Below are 26687 nucleotides of genomic sequence, written 5' to 3' on the forward strand. Positions count from 1 at the left end.
GGCCCGCACTGCGGGCCATTTTTTTGTACGATCTCATTTGAAATAACCTGCTAGTGAATGTTTTATAGGCCACCCATATTCAAATGGCTTTGAAAGCCAGCCTAGTCATGAAAATAGGCGTTGGTTGGTAAGCGATTTTTGGAGTTTCAGCGTTGGTAGGTTGTTTGGATTACGTGCTTTGGCCATTGCTCGTTGTGTTTCTGATCTTGCTATTAATCGGTTTTGTTAAGCATTAACGTGACAAATCAACATAACCGGCAGCAGAGGCGAGGCGTTGCAGGAAATTGCCGCCGAATCCGCCTGATCCAACCATGAGTCATTAGACTTTTTGGGGCGGGTGCGGTAGTGTCGCGCTTTTAGGTGTCCAGATGGCTTCACGCAGTGGTGACAGGGGATATGACTCGTCAGGGTCGAAGAGTCCCTGGCCGCTGGAAGAAGGCAAACTGAACAACCAGAGTGCAGTTGTGGGCGTGGACTTTCGGAACGCCGTGGAATAATCCGCGCTTGGTGTGGTAACGGAGATTTTCAACGGACAGCCCTAGTAGAATTGCTCCCGCACATCGTAGAACAGACACACATACCCGACAAAAGGCTGAACCGTGGTATTTTTTAGCAAGAGTATTTCCAAGCAGGTAACAGGTCTTATTTTGGCCGTAAATCTTCTTATTGGCGCGGTAGCAGGTAGTTATTTTATCTTCTCGCTGGCAGTTACTGAGAAATTCACTTTTGTGCTTGAGGAAGAGTTTGCCAGCGCTAACGAAGCGCAAGCCATTCTCATTGATTTTAAGACCCAAGTGCAAGAATGGAAAAACGTCCTGATCCGGGGTGATGTTGACAGCCAGAGAGAGAAATATTGGGGACGCTTTCAGGAGCAGGAACGTCGTATCCAGGCGCAGTTAAATAAGCTGACAGACACACTTGGGAACGCAGAAGCGAGAGCCATCCTGCAGTCATTCCAAAGAGAACATAAAGCCATGGGAGAGGCCTATCGTAGAGGTTTTGAGCACTTTGAGGCTTCCGGCTACGATCATTCTGCAGGAGATGCCGCGGTTGCTGGCATTGATCGGGAGCCGACACGGCAGATAGAAGAAGCCGTCACTCTAATCACATTGCTTGCTAGTGAAAATGCATCAGTGATTGCAGAAAGTGCGAAGAAAAACACCTTGCTTGCAGGGGGCGGATTAATTCTTGTTATTTTTATTGGCACGGGTATCACGCTGTTGGTTATCAGCCGTCGTGTCGTGAGGCCTACAGTGCAAATCAGCGACCAGCTTCAGAAGCTCGGTGATGGCAATCTCTCTGATCCTGTGGTCCTCAAGCGGAAGGACGAACTGGGCGACCTGGCCGATGCAGCTCGTAAGCTTCATCAATTTCTTCAGGAAATACGAACTACCACTAAATCGAACACAGAAGAGCTCAATTTGATTGCGGAATCAGTTAAGGAGGGTGTCTACAACATTTCCGAGAAATCCCAGAGTAGCAATCAGCGCATTGATCAGGTCGCGGTTGCGATGAATGAGATGTCAGCCACGGCTCAGGATGTCGCGCAACATGCTGCCGGTGTCTCCTCTTTGGTTGATGAGACCACTACCCAGACTAATAATGCAGATCGACATATCAGTACTACCACCACCAGCATGGAACGGCTTGCCGATCAGGTTCGTGCTACCGGAGAAACCGTAGCCAACCTTGCCGCTGGTGGCAGTAAAGTCAGTGATGTGATGAAAGTCATTCGAGAAATCGCCGATCAAACTAATCTACTCGCGTTGAATGCTGCGATTGAGGCAGCCCGAGCAGGAGAGGCTGGTAGAGGCTTCTCTGTGGTGGCTGATGAAGTCAGGAATCTGGCTGCAAAAACCCAGCAAGCCACCGTGGAGATTGATTTTATCATTGGAGACATAGCGTCCGGTTCCAAAGACGCCGCGGAATTTATGCGGGCAAGTGAAACGGTTACTCAGGAGTGTGTCGAGCAGGTAAACGACATCCAGGTTATTATTGCCGCTATTAACGAGCGCATGAGCAGCGTTAAGGACGCAACCATACAGGTTGCTACGGCGGCGGAAGAGCAAACCAACGTCAGTGATGAGATTAATCAGAACATAACGGACATCGCAGAGCTGTCGGGCGAGATGAACAATACATCCGACGAGAATCTTAAACTCATCCCAGATCTGGAGGCGATAGCCCACTCCACAAAACGACTCTCTGAGCGGCTTACCGGCTAAATCAAGGGAGAATAGACCAAATCGAGGACTGTCACCCGGTCCCCGATTCTTCCATAGTCAGCATTAGGAAGCCAGTCAGACCTACGAGCCGGCACCGAGGTTCTTTATCGAGAAATTGGTCGACTGACGGTGAAGCGCGATTTTTGTCGAGTAAGCTCGATCGGTAAGCTTCCAACTTAGATTGGTGGTGGAGCGAGACAGTCATTCAGGTCTGAGTCATTGATTTTGAAAACATTGATGATATAAATCACTACCAGACTCCCATTTTTAACAGAGTTCAAGGGTAAAATTAAGTAACCGCTGGAGTTAGCGGCTATGAGCCCACTGATCTCGATTTAACTGCGAAAAATACCTATGACTTCCTCATTTCATCGCCTGTACTCTTTTCGTCGCTGTCCCTACGCCATGCGCGCTCGTCTCGGCATCTTATTTGCCGAGTTGCAGTTAGAGCTGCGAGAGATAACCCTGAAAAACAAACCGGCCGAGATGCTCGCGATTAGCCCGAAAGGCACCGTGCCTGTGTTACAGCTTGTTGATGGTGTAGTAATTGAAGAGAGCCGGGAGATAATGGTGTGGGCGCTTGAGCAGCAAGATCCGCAAGGGCTGTTAGATGCAACGATTTTGCATCAAGCCAATGCTCTGATTGAGCAAAATGACAACGAATTTAAACACTGGCTGGATCGCTATAAATACGCCGACCGTCATCTTGAAATGACCCAGACCGAGTATCGGCAGCGGGGTGAAGCCTTTTTACAGGTTTTAGAGAAACTACTGACTAAAAACCCTTATCTATTGGGGAATAACGCGACCCTTGCCGATATTGGCATTATGCCGTTTGTCCGCCAATTCGCTCATGTGGATCACGATGTTTTTTACAGCCTACCTTACCCTAACCTGCATCTGTGGCTACAACACTGGCTGGAGCACTCATGCTTTCTGCAAGCCATGACTAAATTTCAGCCATGGCAAGAGGGGGATGACGTGGTGATTTTTCCTTGTTAACGCTAAGCGCATAGACCTTCTTACTTTCTGCCTAAGTAATCTCTCATAATTGATGTGGGTTCCGGGTTCCCGCCTTCGCGGGAATGACGACAGAACAACACCAGTTATGCGGGGTTACTTATGAGGCTTCAAAACTCGCAAACGTACTGTTCCAAAATATTCTTCTTATTCTCTAATTTTTTTACTGCGACACTTATTTTATCAGTCATGCGAGTCATGCGAGTCATGCCCGTGTTTGAATGAAAAGTGTGGATTGCCTGCTGAAAGTCTCAGATTTTTCCGCTGTGCGGATAGACGTTCTTCATTGTCGACCCGCTTATAGATAGCGAACTCGATGCTTCCTTCTTCCGTCAGCACTAAAGTGGAACCGCCCCATACGGGGCCGTCTGGGGTACTGCAGATCTGTGATATCTCGGCGACCATGCCGTGTAGCAACCGGCCGTTTCGAGCACGTCTGGCAACCGGACGAAGTGATTCAATGGTTATCGGCCCAAAGTCACCGTTGATACGCGTGAGACCCAGCTCAGATAAAAGATGACTGTCTTGCTCTAACTGAAGTCTCAGAAAATCATCCAGAGCCCCGGCCTGCCGCTCTACCTCTGTGATGCTTTGCGCCGTTATACCGTCATTGTCGAATCGCAATTGAGACCACGCAAGCCCGGGTATTTGCGGCCTGTCTACCGGCGAAGGTGAATTCCATTCGAGTGAATATTCACTTAAATCGCGCACTTTACCTAAATCTACATTGCGGCGACGGAACTCGCGAATAAGGGCTTCGCGCATGCCGCTACCGTCTTCTTTATTCAGCATTCGGTCGGCAGTAATGATTGCGCGCAGATAGTCACCGAAGCGCACGTCTAGAGGAGGGCAGTAGTCGATGGCTCTGATACATACCTTGAGAAACTCCTCGGCGATGACGGTTGCCTCGTTTGCTAGCAAAGAAATGAGTTCGCTTGGCAAGGCGCGCTGTTGTTCTCCATGGGTGGCAAAGTTAGCGAGTCGGAGTAGTTCTTTAGCGCGACGTTGGTAAATTTGTAAATAAGCGGAGAATATCGCTGAGACCAGAATTCCTGCTCGCTTATGCGGTTGATTTATCGGTGCTTCTGTATAAATCAAAGGTTTGTTTATTGGATGTTGGCCAGGCAGTACCGTCTGTTGTATCGCGTGGCGCAGACTCCTTCCCTCGACACCACTCAGCGCTTCACCGAATTCTCTGCCTAATTCCAGCAGCATGTCTGAGTTTAACCCCCCGTGATCTTCAATGGCTTGTTCTACCAGGCTGGGATAGCGGAAATGTTGAAACAGAGCCACCAGATCGGCAAACCCTTCATGAAAGGCAGGCACATCAGGGTGAGTATTCACCCGAAAATGAGCGCGCATACCATCAAGCAGAGCGTGCGTGACTTCATGGGCGATAATGTCATGAGACAAAGTCGTCATCACCACTCCGCCGGGTAACAGATTGCTCGAACCGTCAGGTACGGTTTCAAAGACACCGAATTTAAGTGTGCCACTATCCGCATCGTAATAGGCGTTTGCCTCTTCCAGTGCGAACGGTTGAATTCTTAATGTTGGCGCCTCGCCGTTACGAATACGGTGTGCCGCCCAAGGCCCCCAAGTTGGATAACGACCAAGTGCATCGGCGAAAGACTCGTATACCCGTTGGCATACCGCATACGCCATCTGACCTGCAAACAGGGGAGTACCCGTACAAGGCTCAATGCCACCAGACATGGCCAGCCTGGGTTCATCGAGATGCAAAGGTTTATTTTCAAACTCCTGAATAAGCCGGTCAGGCCAATCGAGATGCTTCAGAAGATAATTCGGTAATGGCGCGTGCTCTACTTCAAACAAGGCGCCACGAATACCTTTTTCCCCTAGAGGCTCATAGAGAACATCAACACATTGTGTCGGTTTTTTCAGGCCTATGCCCGCCGGATCTAGAACATATATCCACAACTTGCGATGTTGCGGATCATTTTCACCAAGGCGATAAGGTGCCATTAGCACCGGTAAAAATAAACGATCGCCAAATAGGATCTGCTCAGTCATGCTGGCTCACCAGCTAGTTGAGTCGGTTGCGAAGCAGGCTGGCAATTTCATCCAGTCTACGTTCAATTCGTTCAAATGAATCTTTGTACTCTGGGTTGTTCTTCATATTGGGCTTTTCGTTCCCGGTGGGATCGTCGTTTTGCCGAGTTAGTGCGGCAAACAACGGTTGGCTACGTCGGTGACTAAAGGAGCGAAAATTGGGGGTCTGGCGAGCATCATTGGTAAAGCTCTGAATGATTTTGTCGGCCAGAGCACCGTAAGTCATGTGGTCACCGGGTATTGCTTGCAGAATATTCAGTGTGGCGCGAGTGAAATTACCCTGGCCGTTTTCTTCATAGGCGGATTGATGGTCCAGACATGCCGCGAAGTGAATCTCCCAGCCAACCTCATCTTTGTGCGCCGTTGAGCGTATTCTAGCGGCATGTTGTTGATTGAATTTTCTTTGCAGCTCTGGTTCTACATACAGAAAACGACTGTTGGCCTGATGCTCTGGTGCGTTTGCGTCAAATGCGGCACGGGTGCTCGTACCTGAGTGGCAGCAATCGGTGAACAGTACGAGCTCTACGCCTCGGTCACGGTGACGAGCAAATAGTTCTCCTAGCATGTCATCGATAACGAAGTTACCGCCTTCAAAATCAACTGGTACCCACGCCTCATCAAGGCGATCCAATTCATCGCCAGATTCGTCAGCAATCTGGGTGCCGTGGCCAGCAAATTGGATTACCACGACATCGTTCTCTATCGCCTTCGACAGTAATGCATCGATACCCTCAAGAATGGCCGCAGCCTTGGCTTCTTGATCCAGCAGGTAGTTCACTTGAAAGCCGAGGCCATTAAGCCAGGCACCCCAGGCTCGGGCGTCTGCCACGCATCCAGCCAGAGGTTTGCGTGAATAGTTGTTAATACCAATACACAGGGCATAGCGATTGGCGTGTATCGTGCGGCGTTTCTTGCTGCCATCATCATGCAATGGGTAATTCACGACAGCATCCGTTGGGTTCAAGCCAAGAATATTACGTACGACACTGGCTAGCGTTGCCGTATCATCATCAAATCCACCGTGAGAAGTGGACGCCGTGGTACTGGATACCGCCCAGTGAATATCCGCCTGTTTTGAATTGCCTGTCAGGCCGAATAACCGAGCGGTGACGGCATCGGCGCGTAACGATTCATCCAAACCAAGAATAGGTGTATTTACCCTCGTATCTAGGGCTGCAGAAACCAGATAGAGTAATGATTTTCGATAAATATAGGCGCAGTTGTCCGCCTGTTCATAACGGCGAGTCATGGTAAACAGGGTAAGCTGGTCAATGCCGTGTTTCTGCCCTAGTAAAGGCACTACATGACTCTTGAACAGGTCGATATTGGCTGCAGGGGCTAACAATTGGAGCGAGCGAAAGGCTGGCAAGCCAAGCCGGTGGCAGGCGGTGAGTAAATAGGCGTGAAAGATAGAGCCGGCACTGTGACCCACGGCGTGCAGTTCAACGTTATTACCGTGGCGGGCACAAAACGCCTGCAATTTTTTTGCGGTATAGAGGGCGCCGCCATCATGGGCGCTGGCAGCTTCTGCTGCGCTCTTCATACCCCGCCATATGGTGTCTACTCCCAGTGTGCGAGCTGCTTTTTCAATAACAAAGTCGGTGGAGGCAAAAAAGTCGATGGCTCTCTCACCTTTGCCCAGCGCTTTTTTAAGCTGATCGGTAATGGTTTCAAAAAGACCGCTCTCCCAGACGAAGCTGAGCGGATAAATATGATTATTTTTCCACCATGCAAGGCGGTTGTACGCTTGCATCAGGCCAGCATTCTCATCAACCAGTCCACCGTGGGCATAGAGCATAATTCGCAGCGGTTGCTGCTGCGCCTGGGCTTGGACGAGAGCGGCCTCAAGATGCTGGTCGATGAGTATATCGACCTCCTGAGGCGAGGTTGTCATGTTGCCGTCGCTGGAAAATTGCCCGCCGCGCAAGTTGATAACATGCGGGCGCAGGGTGTCGATTATATCGCGGCTTAGGCCGGAAGCCGGGCCAAAACCACCCCGTTCAAACTCATCATGGGGTTCATGCTCAGCAAGAGATTCGTCGCCTCGGGCGGCGGGTACCTCCCTGTTAAGTTGCTTTAAGGCATCGGCAATACGCAGCTGTTGCTCTGTCATCTGTCTGCTAACCATTCCACCAGCGCGTTCGGCTCTGACTTCCTCCACCAGCTCGTCAAATACCACGGACGTTCCAGGGCAACTTTTACTCGACATCATATTATGAAACATCATGGCCGTACTGGGTAAATTGAAATGCTGCTGCACGGCGGAGATAACATGGATTAGCGCGGAATGCTGCACCCCCATTAGCTGGTCTTGGCCGAGATCGAAGTCACCTATAACTTCAATCATAAAAGGGCCACTCACAGCCGACCCGTTGTGCCCCGAGGCACTCGCCGGGGCAAGATTGAAGTTTCGGCCCAGCCAGATAGCTCCTTCGGGGCCAATAGACACATGCTGAGCGATATCCCGCCAGCCATTGTTTTGAGTGTGATAGCGCCACATGCTTTCTATAGAGTCATGGCCCCGATACTGAGCATGATTCGGCCGCCAAGTATGGTGGACGTGCACCATATTAATGCGCCGAGTGAAGTTAAACTGCACCAGTAGATCAGAGAATTCGAGCTTGTTGAGTTGTGAAAAAGGTGGGGGCATGAGGGTCACCTCTCTATCATGTAATAGATAGTCGAACCCAGATTGGGCTCCCTAGAACCATTAGTATAGGAGGTAATAAAGCGGCGCTACGGATCCCCTCATAATTTTACCAGCCCGGTGGCGTGTCACCGTTTGAAATTTCAGTATTGGCTTCAAGCGCTTGCTTAGAAGCTTGCTGACTCTTAACATGAGACTCACTCTCATCTTGAGGATATCAGTATGCATGGTGAATATAAGGTGCCAGGTGGCAAGTTAGTGGTTGCAGATGTAGAGCTGCAGCAGGGTTGTTTAAGCCAAGTAAGTATTTCTGGTGACTTTTTCTTAGAGCCAGATTCTGCCTTAACCAGTATCAATCAAGCCTTAATAGGGCTGCCTCGCACAGCAAGTCATCAAACATTAACCAAGGCTATTTTAGCTGCATTAGATGACGATGTGGTGATGTTTGGCTTTTCGGCAGCAGCGGTGGCCACAACGGTACGCCGAGCACTAGGCATGGCGAGCAGCTGGCAAGATCATCAATTTACTATCATTGCGCCCGTCATCTTACCGGCAATAGCGCATGCCGCTTTAGACGAGGTGTTAGTCGATTCAGTCGCTACCGGGTTACGTACGCCGACCTTACGGTTTTGGGACTGGGATGATTCTGTGGTTGTTATCGGCTCTTTTCAGTCAGTAAAAAATGAAGTGGATATGGCTGCAGCTAATGATGCTCAAGTGCAAGTGGTGCGCCGAGTAACCGGCGGTGGGGCTATGTTTATGGAGCCCGGCAACTGTATTACCTATTCCTTAACCGTGCCTACATCGTTAGTGGATGGCATGAGCATAGAGCAGTCCTACCAATTTTTAGATGCTTGGGTGTTAGCCGCATTAGCTGAGGTAGGAATTAAAGCGCATTATGTGCCACTAAATGACATCGCTTCTACCCAAGGTAAAATAGGAGGGGCGGCCCAAAAGCGTTTTGCTAATGGGGTATTGGTGCATCATGCAACCTTGGCTTACGATATTGACGCCAGTAAAATGTTACAGATTTTACGGACAGGGCGAGAAAAAATTTCCGATAAAGGCATCACCAGTGCGAATAAGCGTGTTGACCCTATGCGCAGCCAGACGGGCTTAACCAGAGCCTCCATTATAGATGCGTTTATTCACCATTTTTCGCAACGTCACCAAACCCAACTTGGGCAGTACTTACCGCAAGAATTAGCAGCGGCAAAAGCACTGGTAGAAAATAAATTTTCCACCACCGACTGGTTATATAAAGTGCGATAAGACTAATTAGCCAAGCTGTATTAGGGTCTGTTGACCTTTCGCGGTTAAATTTTGTTCGAGCTAAATGCGTTTAGCCGAACCTGTAGGGCAGCGCTTGTGGCGTCTTTCTACTGCGTTATCGCTCGTATTTATGGAAAAAGTGGAGAATAACTACATGGCATAAGCACGGCCTTGTATAAAGACTCCACAAACAGCTGCAAAAGTCATCTCGAAAGGTCAACAGACCCTAGTACCAATCCTGTTAAACCACTTTAAAGAAGAAAGAAGCTATGTCATTTCCACCATGCCCCAAATGCCATTCCGAGTACGTTTATCAAGATCAAGACCATTTGCTCTGCCCTGAGTGTGCCCATGAATGGAATCCGTCACAAGCCGCAGAGCAAGACCAAGCGCTCACCGCAAAGGATGGCAACGGCACTCTGCTGCAGGAAGGTGACAAAATCACCCTAGCTAAAGATCTTAAGGTAAAGGGCAGTTCTCTGGTGCTGAAAATTGGCACCAAGGCGGTGATCCGACGCATCGTGGAAGGCAAAGATCACGAGCTAGACTGCAAGGTGGACGGTGCCGGTGAAATGATGGTTACTGCCAAGTTTGTGAAGAAATCTTGAGGCCCTAGCCTTGTTTAGGCGGAAGAATAATGGGGCGATTAAGTTATGCGAAAGTCATGTCTGAGGTAAGGCGTGGCCCCATTAATTCTTAGGTTTGTCGATGATAGTGATAAGGAACATTTTATGTCGAAGAAAGTAGTGATGTTTGAATACGAGAAAGAAACAAAAAACAGCGTTCGCTATAAGGAGGTCCCAGATGAAGGTACTGCCCCTATAGTGGGTACGTTATATGTTCAGAAGTGGTTTGCGGGTGATAGCAAATCTATTGAGATAACGATAGACAAAAAAGATTAACCGGCTCGTCATTACTCTTGGCGTAGGCCGCTATGCAAGAAAATATTGCGGCGGCTAACAACGGCAATTTTTCGGAAATGTTCAGGTCAATCTATTAAGCATCGTCGAGACTGGATTACGCTTTTTATCGACGGACGGCAGGTTTCAGTCTGGGGAGACATACCAGGGTAGGCCTTGTCGTTCGCTGCGTTCTAGCTCGGCGATCACTTGGGCCCCGAGCAACAGGATAATGGACGAAATTTCTAAACTAATTAGTATCACAATGATGGTAGCCAAGGAGCCATAAATGACATTAACGAAGGATATATTGAGAAAATAGTACATTAACAGCAAGCGGGTCGCTTCCCAGAGAATAGCCGCAACCAGCCCCCCGACGATGGCTCTTCGAGGAGAGACGCGCACAATGGGCAGCACCTTGTAGATGGCGCTGAACAGAATAAACACACCAAAGAAACTGATCAGGTACAGAATAAACCCCGGGGCTTCGTATAGTGCGTTGACTAGGCTGAACACCAACGTCAGGGCCAGTAGACCGGCACCCAGTATCATGATGAAAGCATAGGGCAGCACGGCAGACACCCAGAAGTTGCGACGGGGGTTGTCCGGTCGGTGGAATATAATAGCAATGGACTCTTCCAGCATGCGAAAAGCGAACGAGCTGAAGAACAGCATCACCGGCAGGCCAACAATACCGATGATGTCTCTTGACTCCATAAAAGCCCGCACAGCATCGAGTAGCAAGCTGGCATGGCCCGGAGCAAAATGCTGTGCCTGCACTGTCATAACTTCCAGTAACTGCTCTTCGTTCACCACGCGGGTAAGCAATACTGCCAGTAGGGCAAGCATTGGCACTGCCGACAGCAGCACGTTATAGCCAACCCCGCCCGCCAGCAACACCCCGTGATTACGCAGAAAATTGCGTAAAACTCGATAGGCAAATTGCAGAAACTGCCGAGCCGGGCCTACGTGCGGCTGCTTACTGTTCATTGTGCTTGGCATAGGTAATCGAGCCTGTTATCAATTAATCGCACCTATCATAGGTTAATCCTGACACAGATTGTGAGTTTTGCCTTCATCCATACTAGTTGGTTAGTTTTCAGCCTAACACCTACACTTAAAAGCTTCGAGTTTAGACTTTTAGCGGGCACGGATGTCTAGATCTCGTTCGACTAAAATATTAGAAGACAGAAGAGGTTTTTATGAAAAATACACTAGTATTTATGACCTTAGCAGCAGGCTTATTACCCTTTTCTTTTAATGCAGTTGCAGATAAAGCTATTTTGGCGGGAGGGTGTTTCTGGTGTATGGAGGCAGATTTTGAAAAGCTTGACGGGGTAACCGATGTGATCTCAGGGTTCACCGGCGGCGCCTTAAAAAACCCGACATACAGTGGTAACCATGACGGTCATTTTGAAGCCGTTGAAATAACGTATGATCCTAACAAGGTGAGTTACCCAGAGTTGTTAGATTATTACTGGGTTAATATTGATCCCTTTGATGACCAAGGGCAGTTTTGTGATAAAGGCGCCAGCTATTTAAGTGCCATTTTTGTGGCAAACGAAACAGAAAGAAAAGTTGCTGAGCAGACTAAAAGAGAAGTTGAAAAGCAGTTTCCTAATAAAAAAGTTATTACACCAATATTAAATGCATCGGTATTCTACCCCATTAAAGGTGATGAGATTTATCACCAAGACTACTATAAGAAAAGTCCAATTCAATATAAGATTTATCGTTGGAACTGTGGTCGTGACGCAAGGCTAACAGAGCTTTGGGGAAATAAGGCAACGCATTGATAACAATTACAACTAAGCAGCGCATCAGCAGTATAAGTAAGGCCGCGTAACTCATGTGGATTATGAGGCAGGTTTACCTTTCTCGTCACCCTCGCGAAGGCGGGGGGCCAGTGTCTTTGCAGGAAAAGCGCAGGCTGACAAATCTGCGCCACAGGCTCTGGATTCCCGCCTTCGCGGGAATGACGTTCCTTCGGGAATGACGGCAGAACCGCACCTGTTAAGCGGCATTACTTAAGCGCAAGCCCCATTAATTTTTAACTGTATTTTTCAGGTAATGGAGAACTTGATGAGTGATACGCCCAGTTTGTTAATTGGTGGCAATGCTTGCGGCCATTTTTTGATGGATGCGAGCATGGCTAATCGTCATGGCTTGATTGCTGGTGCAACGGGTACGGGTAAAACCATTACCTTACAAAATCTGACGGAGAATTTTTCCCGTTTAGGGGTGCCGGTTTTTCTTGCGGATGTGAAAGGTGATCTTTCCGGTTTAGCTGCGCCCGGCAGTACCCACCCCAAAATTGACGCGCGTGTAAAACAACTGAATATTGACGGTTTTCAGTTTCGCTCAGTACCCACGGTATTCTGGGATATGTTTGGCAGTAAAGGCCATAATATTCGCACCACCATATCAGATATGGGGCCGTTGCTGCTTGGTAGCCTGTTAGAGTTGAATGATACACAGAGCGGTGTTTTATATGCCTGCTTTAAGGTCGCAGATGATAATGGCTGGCTACTTCTCGATCTGAAAGATCTGCGTTCGATGTTATCTTGGCTGGCTGACAACGCAAGGGAATTGAAGAGCGAGTATGGCAATATATCGTCATCTAGCATCGGCGCAATCCAACGTAAATTATTAGTATTAGAAGAGCAGGGGGCCGAACACTTCTTCAATGAGCCTGCGATTGAACTGGATGATTTAATTAAGACCGATTTTTCGGGTAACGGCGTGGTGAACGTGCTTGATGTGACAAAGCTTATACACGAGTCCCCCAAATTATATGCCTGTTTTTTGATCTGGTTACTCGCTGAGCTGTTTGAAAACCTGCCGGAAGTGGGTGATGCGGATAGGCCGAAATTTGTATTATTCTTTGATGAGGCGCATCTGATATTTGATGACGCCGCCGATGTGCTGGTCAAAAAAATCGAACAGGTGGTTAGGCTGATACGCTCAAAAGGTGTCGGTGTGTACTTCGTTAGTCAAAGCCCGATGGACATACCGGAAGATATTCTCGGCCAGTTGGGTATGAAAATTCAACATGCTCTGCGCGCATTTACCCCGAAAGATAAAAAAATGGTGAAGGCCTCTGCGGCTTCGTTCAGACAAAACCCTGAAATCAATACTGAACAGCTCATTACCGAGCTGGGTGTAGGAGAGGCATTGGTCTCCGTTTTAGATGCTGATGGCAAGCCGACACCGGTTGAGCTCGTTTATATTAAACCACCCGAGTCACGTATCGGGCCTTTAACCGATGCGGAGCGCGCTGAATATATAACACGCTCACCCTATAAAGGGCGTTACGATAAAGTGATCGACCGTGAATCGGCCTATGAACTATTAAAACAAAAAGCTGAAAAACTTGCAGAGTCCAATGCTCAGACAGCAGCTAAAAAGCCAGCGGCGAAAAGACAGAGTACACGGCAAACTCCGGTTGAAGCGATGGTAAAAAGTGTCGCAAGAAGTATGGGAAGTCAGATTGGACGACAGATAATTCGGGGCATTTTAGGTTCATTATTTGGTAAGCGATAACACGATTATGTTACAAGAAAGTCTGTTGTTCTCTGCAAGCGATATCAGGTGCCAGATCCACCTGATGTGAGTGGCATGTCGCCTAGCCGTTATGGACTAGAAAGCCCTCATTTTTATGGTCTTTTCCAAACCTGCAGCGTTATCATAGCGGTGGGAGCAGGGCGAAATGTTGTATCAGCAAAGGCCCTTTATTTCTCTGCCGTACGCCCCAGAAAGCGCTTTACCGTTAAGCCTTGAAATAGAATGGAAAACACCACAACCACGTAGGCCATCGGCAGGATAAGATCCCGCTCCGGCCCTGCGGGCAGCGCCAATGCCAACGCAACGGAGATACCGCCTTTTAGGCCCCCCCATGTTAATGCCAGAATGGATCTTGAAGTGTGCTCTTGAAATGGCTTTAACGCCATTACCGGAACACCCACCGCAACCAGCCGCGCCAGAAGCACCAGCGGAATCGCTGCCAGTCCGGCCAACAGTACCGGCAATTCGAAGGTGACGATCAATACTTCAAGACCAATCAGCAAGAACAATACCGCGTTTAACACCTCATCAATCAGGCCCCAGAACGAATCCAGATGTCGCTCTGTTTGTTTCGACATGGCATACCGTCGACCATGGTTGCCGATCATTAGCCCCGCGACCACCACAGCCAACGGGCCAGACATATGTAACCGACTGGCGAGCGCGTAGCCACCCGCTACCAAGGCAATGGTCACCAGAATTTCGACTTGGTAATTGTCGAGCCCACGCAGCAGGTAATATCCAGCCGCTCCCAGTATAAAGCCCAACACCAATCCACCCATCGCTTCTTCCAGAAACAGCAGGCCAATGCCCTGCAACGTTGCCTCTCTATCTCCTTGTGCAATACCCAGAATGGCGATAAACATAACTACTGCGACACCATCATTAAACAGGGACTCACCCGCAATTTTGGTGGATAGCGCTTTCGGTGTATTTACCGATTTAAGAATGGCCAATACAGCCACCGGATCGGTGGGTGCGACAACGGCACCGAAGAGTAGGCAGTAGATAAACGGCAGCGGAATAGTAAGCCAGCCTAGCACCAACCACATGGCACATCCCACTAAAAAGGTGGTGACCACGACCCCCAGAGTAGCCAGTAGCGCCACCAGCCATTTTTGGTCGGCTAGATCGTCGAGCTTTACGTGCAGGGCACCGGCAAACAACAAAAAGCTCAATAAGCCGTTGAGTAGTGTTTCACCCAAATCTACCTGTGCAATCAGCTGCTCTGCCCAGCGGGTTAGATCCTGCCCGCCCAAGTGGTTGACACCAACTAGCGCAAGCGAAAATACCAGCGAAAACGCCATTACGGCGATACTCGTTGGTAGGCCGATAAACCGAGCATTAATATAACTGAACAACGCGGAGAGGCTCAGCAGAATGGCGACGATCTCAAATAATGTCATGTATATCTTCGCTTAGCAGGCGGGATCAAGTAATTATTTGACCAGATATGTCCGCCGACTTCCACCATTTGCCGGCGTTTTAACTACCATGCCCTTTATGATGGCGTTAGTCGTATAGTGAGAAGGGCGTTTAGCCGAACCCGAAGGGCAGCATTTATGGAGCCTTGCTACGGCGTTATCGCTCGTATTTATGGGACATGTGGGGAATGACTCAATGGCACAAGCTATGTCTTGTATACAACCCCCACAAACTGCTGCAAAAATTACCTCGAAAGGTCAACAGCCCCTAATAGATTCACTCAAAAAGTCCAGCAGCATCCGTACTTTAGGTGATAAATGGCGATTGTGCGGATAAATGGCCCAGATACCGTCATCCGGCTCTTGATATAGATCTAATAAAGGGATTAATTGCCCCGCATCCAGCGCCGGTTGAACATAGTAGTCTGGCAGTTGCACTATGCCGATGCCTTTTAGCGCTGCATCCAACAAGGCCCAGCCGCTGTCGCAGCGAATATTGCCTTTTACCCGCACATTGCGCGCCTTACCTTGTTCCTGAAAGCGCCAGTAATCCAAATTACCCTGCAAGCAATTATGTTGCTCCAGCTCCGATAACGAGTGGGGCACACCATAAGTTGACAGATAATTAGGCGAAGCACACACATACTGAGTACGTGAAGACAGCCGCTTAGCCATCATACTGGAGTCTTCCAGCTTACCTAGGCGCACGGCCAAGTCGTAGCCCTCCGCCACCAAGTCTAGTTTTTGGTTGGTCAGGTTCATTTGTACTTCTAAATCGGGATAAAGCAGCACAAAATCGTTGACCAATGGCGCTATGGTTTTTTCACCGAAGGTGATGGGTGCGGTTAGCTTTAACTTGCCTTTGGGGGCCAGCTGCAAATTAGTGATAGTGCGTTCTGCTTCCTCCAGCCCGTCGAGTACTTGCCGGCAGTGCTGATAATAGATTTGCCCAGCTTCGGTCACCGACACCTTGCGGGTAGTACGGTAAAATAACTTGGTCGACAATCGACCTTCCAGCGCGCTTACCTGACGACTCACTTGGGCGGTAGAAATTCCCAACCTTTTGGCTGCTTGGGTAAAGCTTTCTACCTCGGCCACCGCTACAAATTCACTTACTCCTTCCCAGATAAACATGTCTACGTCCTTACGTTGGTGGCGAACACATCCACATAGGCACATTGTATTGTTTCTTTGGGGTAAAAGTAATTTAAAATTCCCGACTATTATTAATTTTAACAGGGTAGTTATAATGGCAGGCTAAGATACATCCGCATGCCATTATGGTGTGGCGCATTGCCATCCAACCCAACACCCTCATGTGTTTAGCTTTTATTATTACTGGCAAACAATATACATTCTAGCCAAAGCTTTTCACTACCAGACCTCCACCAAAGCCCCTTGTGACGCTCAGTAAATAGCACATATCCACTATTGTTACTCATTGGTAAAAGTTATTTAATATATCTAGTCATTATCATCAGCAAGAAATTGAATATAATATTGCCACTGCCCCCGTGGCACCTTGTATTTTTGGAGATACTAATGAGTATTGAAAATCTGAGCTGCAACAAAAGCTTCGATGGCTGGAACAAGCAGTATAGCCATTATTCAGACACGCTGAACTGTACCATGCGCTTTGCCATTTACCTTCCGCCGCAGGCGTTAAGCGGTAACAAGGTGCCAGCCTTATACTGGCTGTCTGGACTTACCTGCACCGATGAAAACTTCATGCACAAAGCCGGTGCCCAGCGCATTGCCGCCGAGCTGGGTATGGCCATTATTGCACCAGACACCAGTCCCCGCGGCGATGGCGTGGCGGATGACGACGGCTACGATTTAGGTAAGGGGGCCGGTTTCTACGTTAACGCCACCGAGGCACCCTGGAACCGGCATTATCGTATGTACGATTATGTGCTGAACGAGTTGCCGGCACTTATCGAGTCCATGTTTCCGGTTAGTGAGCAACGTTCAATTTCCGGTCACTCTATGGGGGGCCACGGTGCCTTGGTATTGGCTATGCGTAATCCTGAACGTTATCGTTCGGTGTCAGCCTTCAGCCCCATTAGCAACCCGGTTAATTGCCCTTGGGGCAAGAAGGCGTTTAATGCTTATTTGGGCAAAGACACCGCCGCTTGGGCCGATTATGACGCCAGCTTACTGATGCGCCAAGCTAGCCAGTTTGTGCCAGCGCTGGTGGATCAGGGCGAGGCCGACGATTTTCTCACCGAGCAGCTCAAGCCGGAGGCACTGGAAACCGCCGCCAGCCACAGCGATTACCCGCTAGAGCTAAATCGGCGTGAAGGCTATGATCATAGCTATTATTTTATCGCCAGCTTTATCGAGCAGCACCTGCGTTTTCATGCCAAGCACCTCCCTCGCTAATACATACCTGCTAGTGCCTAGGCTCCGAAGAACTCCTCTTCGGGGCTATTAGCCTGCCGTCCTGCGGCGGCGCCAACTACACTTGAAACATATCCTGTATTTACCACGCTAATTAACTCAACACTCACCAATTTCATCATTTGGAGGCTGACATGATCGTTCGGCAAAAACCGCATGCGCTTAAGCTGTTTTTTACCCTGCGCGGCTCTGTCATCCCGCAGATTTATCCCCAAATTTTGCTGATCACTCTGCTCAGTGTCTTAATAGCCGGCATTCAGCATTGGTTTCCCGGCTTCTTTGCTTCTTACAGCACGGCTCCCTTCACCTTGCTGGGCGTTGCCTTGTCTCTGTTTCTCGGTTTTAGAAACAACGCCAGCTACGCACGCTGGTGGGAGGCGCGAGAACAATAGGGGGCAGTTGACCATCGATGCCCGCAGTCTGGCCCGCCAGGTGATCTCTTTTATGGATGAGGAAACCGAGACCGGGCGGCACACCCAGCGGCGATGATACACCTGACCATCGCCTTTACCCACGCCTTGCGCCATCGGCTGCGTGACACCTCGCCTTGGCAAGACGTCGACCGTTTTGTGGAGCCAGAGCATCACGCCAGCCTGCGTCAGGCACAAAACCTGCCCGAGTGCCTGCTGCGGCTGATGGGCAAGAAGGTTGGTTACAGTCGGCGCCAGCGATTATTATCGGAATTTTTGGTACAGAGCATGGACGAACGGCTTACCTCAATGGCAGGAGTTTTAGCCGCCTGCGAGCGTATTCAGAATACGCCGCTGCCGTTTGCCTACTCGCTGTTGGTGCATCGCACTACCTATCTATATTGCTTTATGCTGCCCTTTGGCTTGGTCTCTTCTTTGGGCTGGGCCACTCCCTTAGTCTGTGCCGTAATCGCCTATACCTTCTTCGGACTAGATGCCCTCAGTGATGATCTGGAGCAGCCTTTTGGCCTAGCCGCCAACGATCTGCCACTGAGCGCGCTGTCGCGCATCATCGAAATCAACCTGCTGGAAGCACTAGAAGAAACCGAGCTTCCGCCCGCCATTACTCCCAAAGACGGCTGCTTGTCCTAGGCACACTCCCGCCTAATCGTCGATCACGGCCAGCATTGTTACTGATAGTCAAAAGTCATTTGCACTATGGGGTCATTATCTCTTAGTGCAGAGTAAATATAATGCCGTGTCAGCTATTACTCGTGCGGCAGCCCGAGCGCACAGCTGAATTAACAAGGCTGGGTTAGCAACACAGGGTTAGCAACACTGGATTTGCAACACAAGCTTGGCAAAAAAGAGTAAGGCCGATTGGCCTGATTAATTGACTTGATACAGAGGTTTTTATGACGCCATCCCTTACTCCGCGCCTGGCACAACTGGCCGATGTCGACTTGATCCGGCCGCTGGCCCATATTCGTCGCGGCATAGAAAAAGAAGCCTTGCGGGTCACGCCCAAAGGCCGACTGTCCCAAGAGCCGCACCTGCACACACTGGGCTCGGCGCTCACGCACCCGCACATTACCACCGACTATTCAGAGTCGTTGTTGGAGTTTATTACGCCGCCCAGTGAACAGATTGGCGACACCCTCGGTTTTATGGAGCAGTTGCATCGTTATGCCGTCAGCCAGCTGGGGGATGAACATTTGTGGCCCGCCAGCATGCCCTGCGCCTTGCAGGGGAATAACAGCGTGCCCATCGGTGAATACGGTAGCTCCCGTTCGGGACAAATGAAGCACACCTACCGTCGCGGCCTAGATGTACGTTATGGCCGCATCATGCAAAGTATTGCCGGCATTCACTTCAACTTCTCTTTGCCCGACTGTTTCTGGCAAGGCTACCGAGAGTTGCTCGGCAGCCAAGATTCGCTGGCTGATTTTCGCTCGGCTCAGTATTTTTCATTAATCCGCAACTTTCAACGTTACGGCTGGCTGCTGCTTTATCTGTTTGGCGCCTCACCCGCACTCAGCCGCTCCTTTATGGATGGCCGCCCGCACCAGCTGGCAAGCCTTGGTACCGACACCCTCTATCTGCCCTTTGCCACCTCGTTACGCATGAGCGGGTTAGGCTACCAAAGCGATGCCCAGGCGGGCTTGAACATCAGCACCAACAGCTTGGCAGAATACGGCCGCGATCTCACTTGCGCCCTAAACACCCCCCACGCGCCCTATACCCGCATCGGAGTCGAGGTTAACGGCGAAACCCGACAGCTAAACGACAATATTCTGCAGATAGAAAATGAGTATTACAGTGATATTCGCCCCAAGCGGGTAACTCATGCCGGCGAAACGCCGCTGCAGGCCATGGCTAACCGTGGCGTGGAATACATAGAAGTGCGCAACTTAGATATCAACCCTCTGCTGGCGCTGGGCATAGATGACACCCAAATACGTTTTCTAGATACCTTTTTACTGTTTTGCCTATTTCAAGACAGCCCAGAAATTGGCGAGCAGGAGCAACAACGCCTGGCCCGCAACCAAACCCGCGTGACCGAGCAGGGCCGTCGGCCCGATCTGCTGCTCGAAACCGCCAGCGGCGAACTTAGCCGTGCAGCTTGGGGCGAGCAACTGTTTGCCGAGCTGGACGCTATCGCCCAGCTGTTGGACAAGGCCGGTAGTGGCTATGCAGCTGCGCTGCAGCACTATAAACCGCTGCTGCAACAGCCCGAACTCACGCCCTCGGCCCGCATTCTGCAGCAGCTGACCACCACCAAGCAAAATTACACGGATTGGGTGCAAAACAGAGCCACCGAGCTGACGCAGCACTGGCAACAAACGCCGCTTGAGCAAGAGCAAAGCCGCTATTTCACACAACTAGCTAGTTCATCACTGGCGGCACAACACGAATTGGAAGAGCAAGAAGCAGGCAGATCGTTAATGGCGATGTGAACTTGGCAGAAGCGGGGCAACAATAACTGGCGGACTCATGATTAAGCGCCATCTTGAGGCCGCTATGTGCCGCTGATGGATTGTGCTCGCTTTTCGTTTGGTATCTACACTTGAAGGGGGAGTGAGCAGCGAACAGACCCTAATCGCACGGTGTGGCTGGTGTGACGTCGAGCTTTCTGGATACTGGATTGAATTCTGAGCCATATGGTTATTGGTTCTGCAGTTCTTGAGCGTTAGGCTTACATTGTCTACAATAGCGCACTTTTTATTTATCTCAGGTCAAATGATGAACGACACTAAATCGCTACCCGCTTTACCGGATCGTCTTTCGGGTAATCCCCGTAGCCCACATCATGTGGCAGAAATTTTCGAGCACAATATTGGTATTCGACTCAACGGAAAAGAGCGTACCGATATTGAAGAGTATTGCATCAGTGAAGGTTGGGTAAAGGCCTCTTCGCCTAAAGCGTTAGACCGTCGCGGTCAGCCGATGCTGATGACGCTAAAAGGAACGGTTGAAGCCTTTTATAAATAAAGTCAACAACCGGTAACTTAGTTAGCGGCTAAAAGGGCCTAAAGAAATTTAGGCCCTTTGTTCGACCTTTACATGAAATAACATCAGACCCTAGTATAATTGGTATTAATTCTTACTCAGTGCGTTCCCGTCACTAGCGGTGCATCACATTTCTTCATGAACTTGGCCGTAGGCCAGCATGGCGAACAAACCGGTACCGCCGAGAATGTTGCCGATAAGTACTGGTAAAATATGGTCAATAAAGCCAGTAAAGATATTCATTTCTCCATTGAGCACCAGTACGAAGATTTCGTTTGACCCAGCAACCACATGGGTAAAACCACCCGCCGCGATAAGCCAAGTAAACATCACAATAACCAACACTTCAGCTCCTTTCGCCGAAGGCAGCATCCACACCAATGCGGCAATAAAAAAACCGGATGGAATGCCACGCAAAAATGTCTCGGCCGGAGTCAGCTCCGCCACATGGTGAGATATTTCTAGGATCGCCACTAAGATGTCGGCAGAAAAAATACCCCCGTGAACGCTGATGGCAGCAGTTAAAAAGGTACCAATAAAATTGGCTATAAGCACCACTCCCCACAGGCGCGCGACACAATAGAAGCGGTTACGCGTTGGATCGGCCAGAACCGGCAGCACCACAGTAATGGTGTTCTCGGTAAACAGTTGTAGTCGGCACAAAATGACCAACACAAACCCAAACGTATAACCTAGGCTTTCAATCAACGTCAGGTAGGGATGATCTGAACCCAAATTGGAGCGGATAATTCCCTCAGCGATAACCGAGGTAGAGATCCCAATTCCTGCTGCGACACCGGACCACCACAGTGATATTTTTGGCCGTTGCAACTCATCTTCGCCTTCGCGCAATATGATGGAGTAAACCGTTAGTGCCGACAAACTGCCGTGTTCGGCTACGGAGTCACGCTCTTTGCGGGTTAACGATTTTTCGCTTGAAGTTGGTGTTTGTTCTCGTGACTCGCGATCCTTAACCCTAGCGCGAGTCTCTCGATCGTCTGCGGCTTCTTTGGCCTTCTTTTCGGCGTCATCACTGCGATTGGCTTTCATGTCGCTCATTTAAATCTCCTTTGGCCAACCATAAATGTGTGTAAGTTGCTTTAAGATTGAGTCTTCTTGAGCGTTGCTTTCGATAATGATAATAGCTGAATCCTGACACAATGCAGACAGAAGCTTATTGTTCGTTTTCTGCGCGAGGATATAGATGCACCTGAAAGGCTTCTGGGTTAGTGGTGACTATGTTTGCGGCACAGTTTAAGACTTCCACCCAGGCACAGTAACGCTTTCGGCCAACCAATAGTTCCAGTTTGTTTCGGGCCAGATGGGCCTCCACAGACTGCCTATTCGTTGCCGCTCGGTTTTTCAGGCCTTGATTCGGTGACCGATTGTGGATTGCGGATACGATGGCGGCGGGAAAATTTTCCACTCTCTGCTTGCTCCGCCTGCTTAAGCGCAGACTCGGCCACGGATGCAGGCGAGGCCAGACCGAGCTCCTGCAACGCTGTATCCGCGCGCGCTGCTCGCGCCTCGAAAGAGTGCAAAGCAGCCAGCGCTTTCTCATCGAGGCGTCCCTGAGACTCGAAGTACTTCAGTCGCGGATAACGTCCGGCCAGCGCGACACCCCAGTTAAGTGCGGGGTTCCACCATGAGTTTATTTCACGACCCTTGCCAGTAAGATGCTGCTCCAGCACGTCATCGAGTGCTCCGTTTAACAGCTTCAGATCGAAATCGGCGCCCGGTACCGGCTCAGGTATAGAATTAGGTACAGAGTCTGGTAGAGAATTAGCTACAGGGCCATCGGGCGCAGCAGCATAGGCGTCAACGCCCGTTTGCGAGGGTCCAGTACGGGTATCGCGATAGCGTGCGAGCGTCATCATATCGCTCGCCAGCACAGGTTCGTTGACCGGTAAACGTATGGCCTCGGGATCCCCCATCAGCTGGCCCCAAGACATACGAATGAAGGTGTGCTGATCTTCCATTCCGGGATGGGTGCACCTAAGCCCGATGGCGTAAGCTTCTAGGTGTTCCTGCAAAAACTGAAACCCAGTGTAACGTGCCCAACGGACCACGAGAAAATCATGGGCAGCGGCGCCGGGCAGATGGAAATTAACCGCTTGCAGATAGTCCTGTACAATCTGCACTTGCTCGTCCGACAGCTCAAGATCCTCGTGCAGAGGGTACATACCTTCATACGTGTTGCGTACCGGTCTGGGGCGCGCGGCAATGTAAGCATCTAGTTCGGCTTGGGTGCGTGGGCGTGTTTTTTTCCGTGTCATGCTGCTATTTCCTCTTCTTTTCGCGGACGGTCAGATCAGCTGGTTGCGGTCGTAGAAGTCCGTGTCTTCGAAGAAGCCACCGCGGCCCTCAAGGATAATATCGTAGCGGTTGGTCACCTCAATACGTTCCAGCCACTTCAGGCTGCGAAACCCGGTCGAGGTTTCTAGGCGCAGCCGCACTGGCCCGCCATTTTTGGCCGGAATTTCGCCTTCGTCGTTGAGCTCAAAGGCAATCAGCGTCTGGGGCATTCGTGCCTCAACCATGGGGGTAGACTCATAATAGGTTCCCCCTTCATACAGAACATCATCGCGGCCCATGTTCTGAAAGCTGGTGTATACGACGTCAGTTGCACCGGGCAAGGGTTTCACTAGATCCAAAAGGTCGGACACGGTAATGCCTCGCCACCGCCCAATTGAGGTGAAGCCCTGCACACAGTGGTGCAACGTGGTCTGGGAGTGGCCCGCAGCAAGTTCGCGAAGCTGCGCAATCGTTAGTGTCATTGGGCGCTCAACGTAACCACCGATTTCGAGCACGTAGTCGTCTTCGTAGCAGTTGGCCATTAGAGCCAGGTACTCGGCGGTTTCTGGTGGCCGCCCGCTGCCACGGAAGTTGTGAGTGGTGTTATCAATACCCACGTTTTTACCCGTGATATTGGAGCGATCGTAGTGCATGCGCGCGGGCAGCTTGTACAGCAGGTTCGACCATGGCCGCACAATCACGTTGTGCAACTTCTCAACGGCACGGCCGTCTGCCAAGGTCCATCGTGTAGCGACCACGTGCAGGGTTACTATGAGGACCAGGCCGATACTGAAAATGACGCCGCCCACAACCGGACTGTTGGAGTGTCCTAACACCATCTTTGATGTCTCGTGCAAGTAGCCGTGCATAAAGACCAAGATTACGTGTATTGCGAAGAATGCGACGTACCCAAGCAGGCACAAAAAGTGCGTGCTACGAATTACTTGGCGGCCACCGAGTGCACGCGTAATACGCGAAAAGTGGTTGGCAATGGCCGGAGACTGAAATGCACCAGTTAAGATGACCAAAGGCGTTAGTATCAGGATCACGAAACCGTAAGACAATTGCTGCAGGGCATTAAACACCATGCCATCGACGGGGTGGGGCATGGTGAAGGCAAGGTAGGCCAGCATATCCTGACCCGCCTGAGAAAAAACATCCCAACTGGTGGGCACGTAGCGCCGCCACTGGCCGGTAACCAGCAGCAACACGAAGTAGATTACCCAGCAGGTAACAAAACCCGTCACCGCCATAAAGTGCCAGTAACGCCCCAGACCCAGCAGGCCACGCCCGGGGAGCGAAATGCGGGGAGAGTAGTTGCTGTCTTCACCGCCCACGGTGTAGTACTTATGCTTAGGTTCGTCTTGAACCGTAAACTGAGCCCAGGATGTGCCGGGCACGGTGTGCTGTGAGCGGTAAAGTTTAGGGTAGGTACCTAGAATCTCGAGGCCTGAGCGAACGAGGAACGAAATGAAGATGATATTGAGGAAGTGCTCTACACGAAGCCACCACGGAAATCCGAGATCCATTAAAAAACCCTTATCAGTCCATAAAATTTTGGTTGTCGGGAGCGGCGACGATCATGCCGTAGCGTAGCGCCCAAAAAAGTACCATGTAGCCTATGGAGGCAAACAGCGTCAGGTTCCAAATCGCAGCGTCAACCACACTGGCGCCATTCCAGATATAGGGGGCATTGCCGAGCAGGCCGCCAACGTAGATCAATAGAGAACACAGCGCGATGATTAACCCCCATGTCCAAATGCGGGCAGAGGACAGCAAACCAACGGTAACGAACACCACGGCCGTCCCAAAGACACTCCACAGCGCCGGGACAGCGAACAGAAATGGCTCATGGTTCGATAGCGCAACCGCCGCCGAAGCGCCGCCGATCACGGCGATCACGGCAACGAGTAGCAGTCGGGTGGTACGCGGCAGGTTGATACGGATGTAGCGCAACAACGGAGCGCGCTTTTTGCCGGGCCTAATGTGCTCAAGGACTGGCTGAGTCGCGTTTTTGGTGCCACGAAAGTCCACACCGGCCCGCAGAGCAGGAGAGTTTTCATCTTCCATTGCTAGGTACTGCCTCCATCTAAGATCATTAATCGCCTCACCGTTAGCGCTCTCCCTGCTTGTCCAAGTGCTGCAGTAGGGAGCCATTTCGGCACTCATTTCTGTGCTGTGGTGAGACAAACCAAAGGAATGAACTCTACCGGTGGTTTTCAACCCAGGTTTCCCCAAAATCGTGACGCCAGTTGAAATAGCTCCGGCAGCTGATTCTGTACGCGATAGGGTTTTCGGCAAATATGTCGGTTGATATTGGATTCATACCAGCACCCTCATTATTCCTCTGGTATGGCTTGGGGGGAACAATAGCAATTTAGCCAGATGCGGCATTCGGATGCCTTTGTCTGCGCTTCGTTACATCAAAGTCACTGCTGGTGAGCTTGGTGCTATGCGTAAATTATTACTCATAACGGTACGCATCTATATTCGAAAATTCTAAATCAATACGACTTGGTTCGCAAATACCTTTACGAGTCTTATAAATAGGTGGTGATGTGTTCCTGTAATAAATCGCACGGTGAGCGCTTCTTGCCATAACAACTAACCAACCAACTAGACAACTAAACTAACAGGCCACCCATGTTAACAAACTAACAGGCCACCCATGTTAACTGGTTAGTTTTTGAGCTGATATCTACACTTAAAGAGTTCGCGTTTGGACTTTTTGAGGAGGCACTCATGCCCAGACCCCGCTTTTCCCAAGTGAGCTTGGAAGATACGCCTTTTTACCATTGCATCAGTCGTACGGTAAGAAGGGCATTTTTATGTGGTGCAGATCCCTACACTGGTCAATGCTTTGAACACAGACGAGGTTGGATAGAGAAGCGCTTGCTGCATTTGGCGCAGGTGTTTGCCATTGATATTGCCGCTTTCGCGGTGATGTCTAATCACCTGCATGTGGTGTTGAAAGTAGATGCAGAAAAGGCACAGGCCTGGTCCGACATGGAGGTGGTAAAACAGTGGCATCAGGTGTTTGGCGGTACGTTACTCACTCAACGGTTTGCTAACGGCGAAGACATTGAGCACTATTTTATAGACCTATTGGATGAGCGCATTAGCGAGTACCGACAACGGTTAACGAACATCAGCTGGTTTATGCGGGCATTGAACGAGCCTATTGCGAGGTCGGCCAATAAAGAGGATGAGTGCACCGGCCGATTCTGGGAAGGAAGGTTTAAATCCCAAGCCTTGTTGGATGAAGCTGCCGTACTGGCTTGCATGACCTACGTAGATTTAAACCCCATCCGCGCCAACATGGCAGATACGCCTGAGCGTTCGAACTTCACCAGTATCCAGCGTCGGATTAATGCAGCAAAACAAGGAGGGCAGCCCAAAGAGTTACTGCCCTTTGTGGGTAACGACCGTCACGCACAGCCTAAAGGCTT

General features: G+C 50.2%; 21 protein-coding genes and 1 pseudogene. 13 read left to right on the plus strand and 9 right to left on the minus strand.

Annotated features, from left to right (window positions below):
* The first annotated feature begins 134 nt into the window (after positions 1 to 134).
* From ACFQ1C_RS15350 to ACFQ1C_RS15360, 3 genes are all read left to right on the plus strand, one after another.
* Entirely contained in the window at positions 135 to 236 is a 102-nt protein-coding gene (locus ACFQ1C_RS15350) for a mercury resistance system transport protein MerF (RefSeq protein ID WP_379559570.1), read from the plus strand.
* 363 nt (positions 237 to 599) lie between these two features.
* Positions 600 to 2225, plus strand: coding sequence for a methyl-accepting chemotaxis protein (locus ACFQ1C_RS15355; protein WP_379559549.1), 1626 nt, complete (start codon positions 600 to 602; stop codon positions 2223 to 2225).
* Between the two features lie 354 nt (positions 2226 to 2579).
* A complete protein-coding gene (locus tag ACFQ1C_RS15360; protein WP_379559550.1) occupies positions 2580 to 3227 on the plus strand; it encodes a glutathione S-transferase in 648 nt (215 codons plus the stop codon).
* A 201-nt stretch (positions 3228 to 3428) separates the two neighbouring features.
* On the opposite strand, the gene ACFQ1C_RS15365 is transcribed toward ACFQ1C_RS15360, so the two are convergent.
* Together ACFQ1C_RS15365 and ACFQ1C_RS15370 are read right to left on the minus strand one after the other, a co-directional pair.
* On the minus strand, positions 3429 to 5279 hold the full coding sequence (locus tag ACFQ1C_RS15365; RefSeq protein WP_379559551.1) for a hypothetical protein: 1851 nt from the start codon (positions 5277 to 5279) through the stop codon (positions 3429 to 3431).
* Positions 5280 to 5292: 13 nt separating this feature from the next.
* Entirely contained in the window at positions 5293 to 7968 is a 2676-nt protein-coding gene (locus ACFQ1C_RS15370; RefSeq protein ID WP_379559552.1) for a caspase family protein, read from the minus strand.
* 219 nt (positions 7969 to 8187) lie between these two features.
* On the opposite strand from ACFQ1C_RS15370, the gene ACFQ1C_RS15375 reads away from it, so the two are divergent.
* From ACFQ1C_RS15375 to ACFQ1C_RS15385, 3 genes are all read left to right on the plus strand, one after another.
* Complete coding sequence (locus ACFQ1C_RS15375; RefSeq protein ID WP_379559553.1) at positions 8188 to 9237, plus strand: lipoate--protein ligase family protein; 1050 nt, start codon at positions 8188 to 8190, stop codon at positions 9235 to 9237.
* 269 nt (positions 9238 to 9506) lie between these two features.
* Positions 9507 to 9845, plus strand: a complete 339-nt coding sequence (locus tag ACFQ1C_RS15380; RefSeq protein WP_379559554.1) for a zinc ribbon domain-containing protein YjdM — start codon at positions 9507 to 9509, stop codon at positions 9843 to 9845.
* Between the two features lie 123 nt (positions 9846 to 9968).
* Positions 9969 to 10139 (plus strand): hypothetical protein, encoded by a 171-nt coding sequence (locus ACFQ1C_RS15385; RefSeq protein WP_379559555.1) that lies wholly within the window; start codon positions 9969 to 9971, stop codon positions 10137 to 10139.
* A gap of 144 nt (positions 10140 to 10283) precedes the next feature.
* On the opposite strand, the gene ACFQ1C_RS15390 is transcribed toward ACFQ1C_RS15385, so the two are convergent.
* Positions 10284 to 11138, minus strand: a complete 855-nt coding sequence (locus ACFQ1C_RS15390) for a YihY/virulence factor BrkB family protein (protein WP_379559556.1) — start codon at positions 11136 to 11138, stop codon at positions 10284 to 10286.
* 200 nt (positions 11139 to 11338) lie between these two features.
* On the opposite strand from ACFQ1C_RS15390, the gene msrA reads away from it, so the two are divergent.
* Together msrA and ACFQ1C_RS15400 are read left to right on the plus strand one after the other, a co-directional pair.
* On the plus strand, positions 11339 to 11932 hold the full coding sequence (gene msrA / locus ACFQ1C_RS15395; protein ID WP_379559557.1) for a peptide-methionine (S)-S-oxide reductase MsrA: 594 nt from the start codon (positions 11339 to 11341) through the stop codon (positions 11930 to 11932).
* Between the two features lie 286 nt (positions 11933 to 12218).
* A complete protein-coding gene (locus ACFQ1C_RS15400) occupies positions 12219 to 13679 on the plus strand; it encodes a helicase HerA-like domain-containing protein (RefSeq protein ID WP_379559558.1) in 1461 nt (486 codons plus the stop codon).
* Positions 13680 to 13867: 188 nt separating this feature from the next.
* On the opposite strand, the gene ACFQ1C_RS15405 is transcribed toward ACFQ1C_RS15400, so the two are convergent.
* Together ACFQ1C_RS15405 and ACFQ1C_RS15410 are read right to left on the minus strand one after the other, a co-directional pair.
* Complete coding sequence (locus ACFQ1C_RS15405) at positions 13868 to 15106, minus strand: cation:proton antiporter (protein WP_379559559.1); 1239 nt, start codon at positions 15104 to 15106, stop codon at positions 13868 to 13870.
* A gap of 276 nt (positions 15107 to 15382) precedes the next feature.
* Entirely contained in the window at positions 15383 to 16258 is an 876-nt protein-coding gene (locus ACFQ1C_RS15410; RefSeq protein WP_379559560.1) for a LysR substrate-binding domain-containing protein, read from the minus strand.
* Positions 16259 to 16666: 408 nt separating this feature from the next.
* On the opposite strand from ACFQ1C_RS15410, the gene fghA reads away from it, so the two are divergent.
* The 4 genes and pseudogenes from fghA to ACFQ1C_RS15430 all read left to right on the plus strand — a co-directional run bounded on the left by fghA (position 16667) and on the right by ACFQ1C_RS15430 (position 20925).
* Entirely contained in the window at positions 16667 to 17506 is an 840-nt protein-coding gene (gene fghA / locus ACFQ1C_RS15415; protein ID WP_379559561.1) for an S-formylglutathione hydrolase, read from the plus strand.
* A gap of 152 nt (positions 17507 to 17658) precedes the next feature.
* Positions 17659 to 18585 (plus strand): annotated as a pseudogene (locus tag ACFQ1C_RS15420) (bestrophin family protein).
* Positions 18586 to 18848: 263 nt separating this feature from the next.
* Positions 18849 to 20390, plus strand: a complete 1542-nt coding sequence (gene gshA / locus ACFQ1C_RS15425) for a glutamate--cysteine ligase (protein ID WP_379559562.1) — start codon at positions 18849 to 18851, stop codon at positions 20388 to 20390.
* Positions 20391 to 20676: 286 nt separating this feature from the next.
* Positions 20677 to 20925, plus strand: a complete 249-nt coding sequence (locus ACFQ1C_RS15430) for a DUF3297 family protein (protein ID WP_379559563.1) — start codon at positions 20677 to 20679, stop codon at positions 20923 to 20925.
* 144 nt (positions 20926 to 21069) lie between these two features.
* On the opposite strand, the gene ACFQ1C_RS15435 is transcribed toward ACFQ1C_RS15430, so the two are convergent.
* The 4 genes from ACFQ1C_RS15435 to ACFQ1C_RS15450 form a co-directional block, all read right to left on the minus strand.
* Entirely contained in the window at positions 21070 to 22002 is a 933-nt protein-coding gene (locus ACFQ1C_RS15435; protein WP_379559564.1) for a formate/nitrite transporter family protein, read from the minus strand.
* 281 nt (positions 22003 to 22283) lie between these two features.
* On the minus strand, positions 22284 to 23219 hold the full coding sequence (locus ACFQ1C_RS15440) for a hypothetical protein (protein ID WP_379559565.1): 936 nt from the start codon (positions 23217 to 23219) through the stop codon (positions 22284 to 22286).
* 30 nt (positions 23220 to 23249) lie between these two features.
* A complete protein-coding gene (locus ACFQ1C_RS15445) occupies positions 23250 to 24767 on the minus strand; it encodes a molybdopterin-dependent oxidoreductase (protein WP_379559566.1) in 1518 nt (505 codons plus the stop codon).
* Between the two features lie 13 nt (positions 24768 to 24780).
* Positions 24781 to 25308, minus strand: a complete 528-nt coding sequence (locus ACFQ1C_RS15450; RefSeq protein WP_379559567.1) for a hypothetical protein — start codon at positions 25306 to 25308, stop codon at positions 24781 to 24783.
* 672 nt (positions 25309 to 25980) lie between these two features.
* Here ACFQ1C_RS15450 and ACFQ1C_RS15455 point away from each other — a divergent pair.
* Positions 25981 to 26687, plus strand: a 707-nt coding sequence (locus ACFQ1C_RS15455) for a transposase (protein WP_379559568.1), incomplete at its 3' end; no start/stop codon positions are given.

It is taken from the genome of Oceanisphaera ostreae (assembly GCF_042676125.1).
GTDB classification, from domain to species: Bacteria; Pseudomonadota; Gammaproteobacteria; order Enterobacterales; family Aeromonadaceae; genus Oceanimonas; species Oceanimonas ostreae.

Excerpts from the sequence above, each read along its gene's own strand:
- ACFQ1C_RS15360 (WP_379559550.1), top strand. The coding sequence starts at position 2,580 with ATGACTTCCTCATTTCATCGCCTGTACTCTTTTCGTCGCTGTCCCTAC.
- ACFQ1C_RS15365 (WP_379559551.1), bottom strand. The coding sequence starts at position 5,279 with ATGACTGAGCAGATCCTATTTGGCGATCGTTTATTTTTACCGGTGCTA.
- ACFQ1C_RS15370 (WP_379559552.1), bottom strand. The coding sequence starts at position 7,968 with ATGCCCCCACCTTTTTCACAACTCAACAAGCTCGAATTCTCTGATCTA.
- ACFQ1C_RS15375 (WP_379559553.1), top strand. The coding sequence starts at position 8,188 with ATGCATGGTGAATATAAGGTGCCAGGTGGCAAGTTAGTGGTTGCAGAT.
- ACFQ1C_RS15380 (WP_379559554.1), top strand. The coding sequence starts at position 9,507 with ATGTCATTTCCACCATGCCCCAAATGCCATTCCGAGTACGTTTATCAA.
- ACFQ1C_RS15385 (WP_379559555.1), top strand. The coding sequence starts at position 9,969 with ATGTCGAAGAAAGTAGTGATGTTTGAATACGAGAAAGAAACAAAAAAC.
- ACFQ1C_RS15390 (WP_379559556.1), bottom strand. The coding sequence starts at position 11,138 with ATGCCAAGCACAATGAACAGTAAGCAGCCGCACGTAGGCCCGGCTCGG.
- msrA (WP_379559557.1), top strand. The coding sequence starts at position 11,339 with ATGAAAAATACACTAGTATTTATGACCTTAGCAGCAGGCTTATTACCC.
- ACFQ1C_RS15400 (WP_379559558.1), top strand. The coding sequence starts at position 12,219 with ATGAGTGATACGCCCAGTTTGTTAATTGGTGGCAATGCTTGCGGCCAT.
- ACFQ1C_RS15405 (WP_379559559.1), bottom strand. The coding sequence starts at position 15,106 with ATGACATTATTTGAGATCGTCGCCATTCTGCTGAGCCTCTCCGCGTTG.
- ACFQ1C_RS15410 (WP_379559560.1), bottom strand. The coding sequence starts at position 16,258 with ATGTTTATCTGGGAAGGAGTAAGTGAATTTGTAGCGGTGGCCGAGGTA.
- fghA (WP_379559561.1), top strand. The coding sequence starts at position 16,667 with ATGAGTATTGAAAATCTGAGCTGCAACAAAAGCTTCGATGGCTGGAAC.
- gshA (WP_379559562.1), top strand. The coding sequence starts at position 18,849 with ATGACGCCATCCCTTACTCCGCGCCTGGCACAACTGGCCGATGTCGAC.
- ACFQ1C_RS15430 (WP_379559563.1), top strand. The coding sequence starts at position 20,677 with ATGAACGACACTAAATCGCTACCCGCTTTACCGGATCGTCTTTCGGGT.
- ACFQ1C_RS15435 (WP_379559564.1), bottom strand. The coding sequence starts at position 22,002 with ATGAGCGACATGAAAGCCAATCGCAGTGATGACGCCGAAAAGAAGGCC.
- ACFQ1C_RS15440 (WP_379559565.1), bottom strand. The coding sequence starts at position 23,219 with ATGACACGGAAAAAAACACGCCCACGCACCCAAGCCGAACTAGATGCT.
- ACFQ1C_RS15445 (WP_379559566.1), bottom strand. The coding sequence starts at position 24,767 with ATGGATCTCGGATTTCCGTGGTGGCTTCGTGTAGAGCACTTCCTCAAT.
- ACFQ1C_RS15450 (WP_379559567.1), bottom strand. The coding sequence starts at position 25,308 with ATGGAAGATGAAAACTCTCCTGCTCTGCGGGCCGGTGTGGACTTTCGT.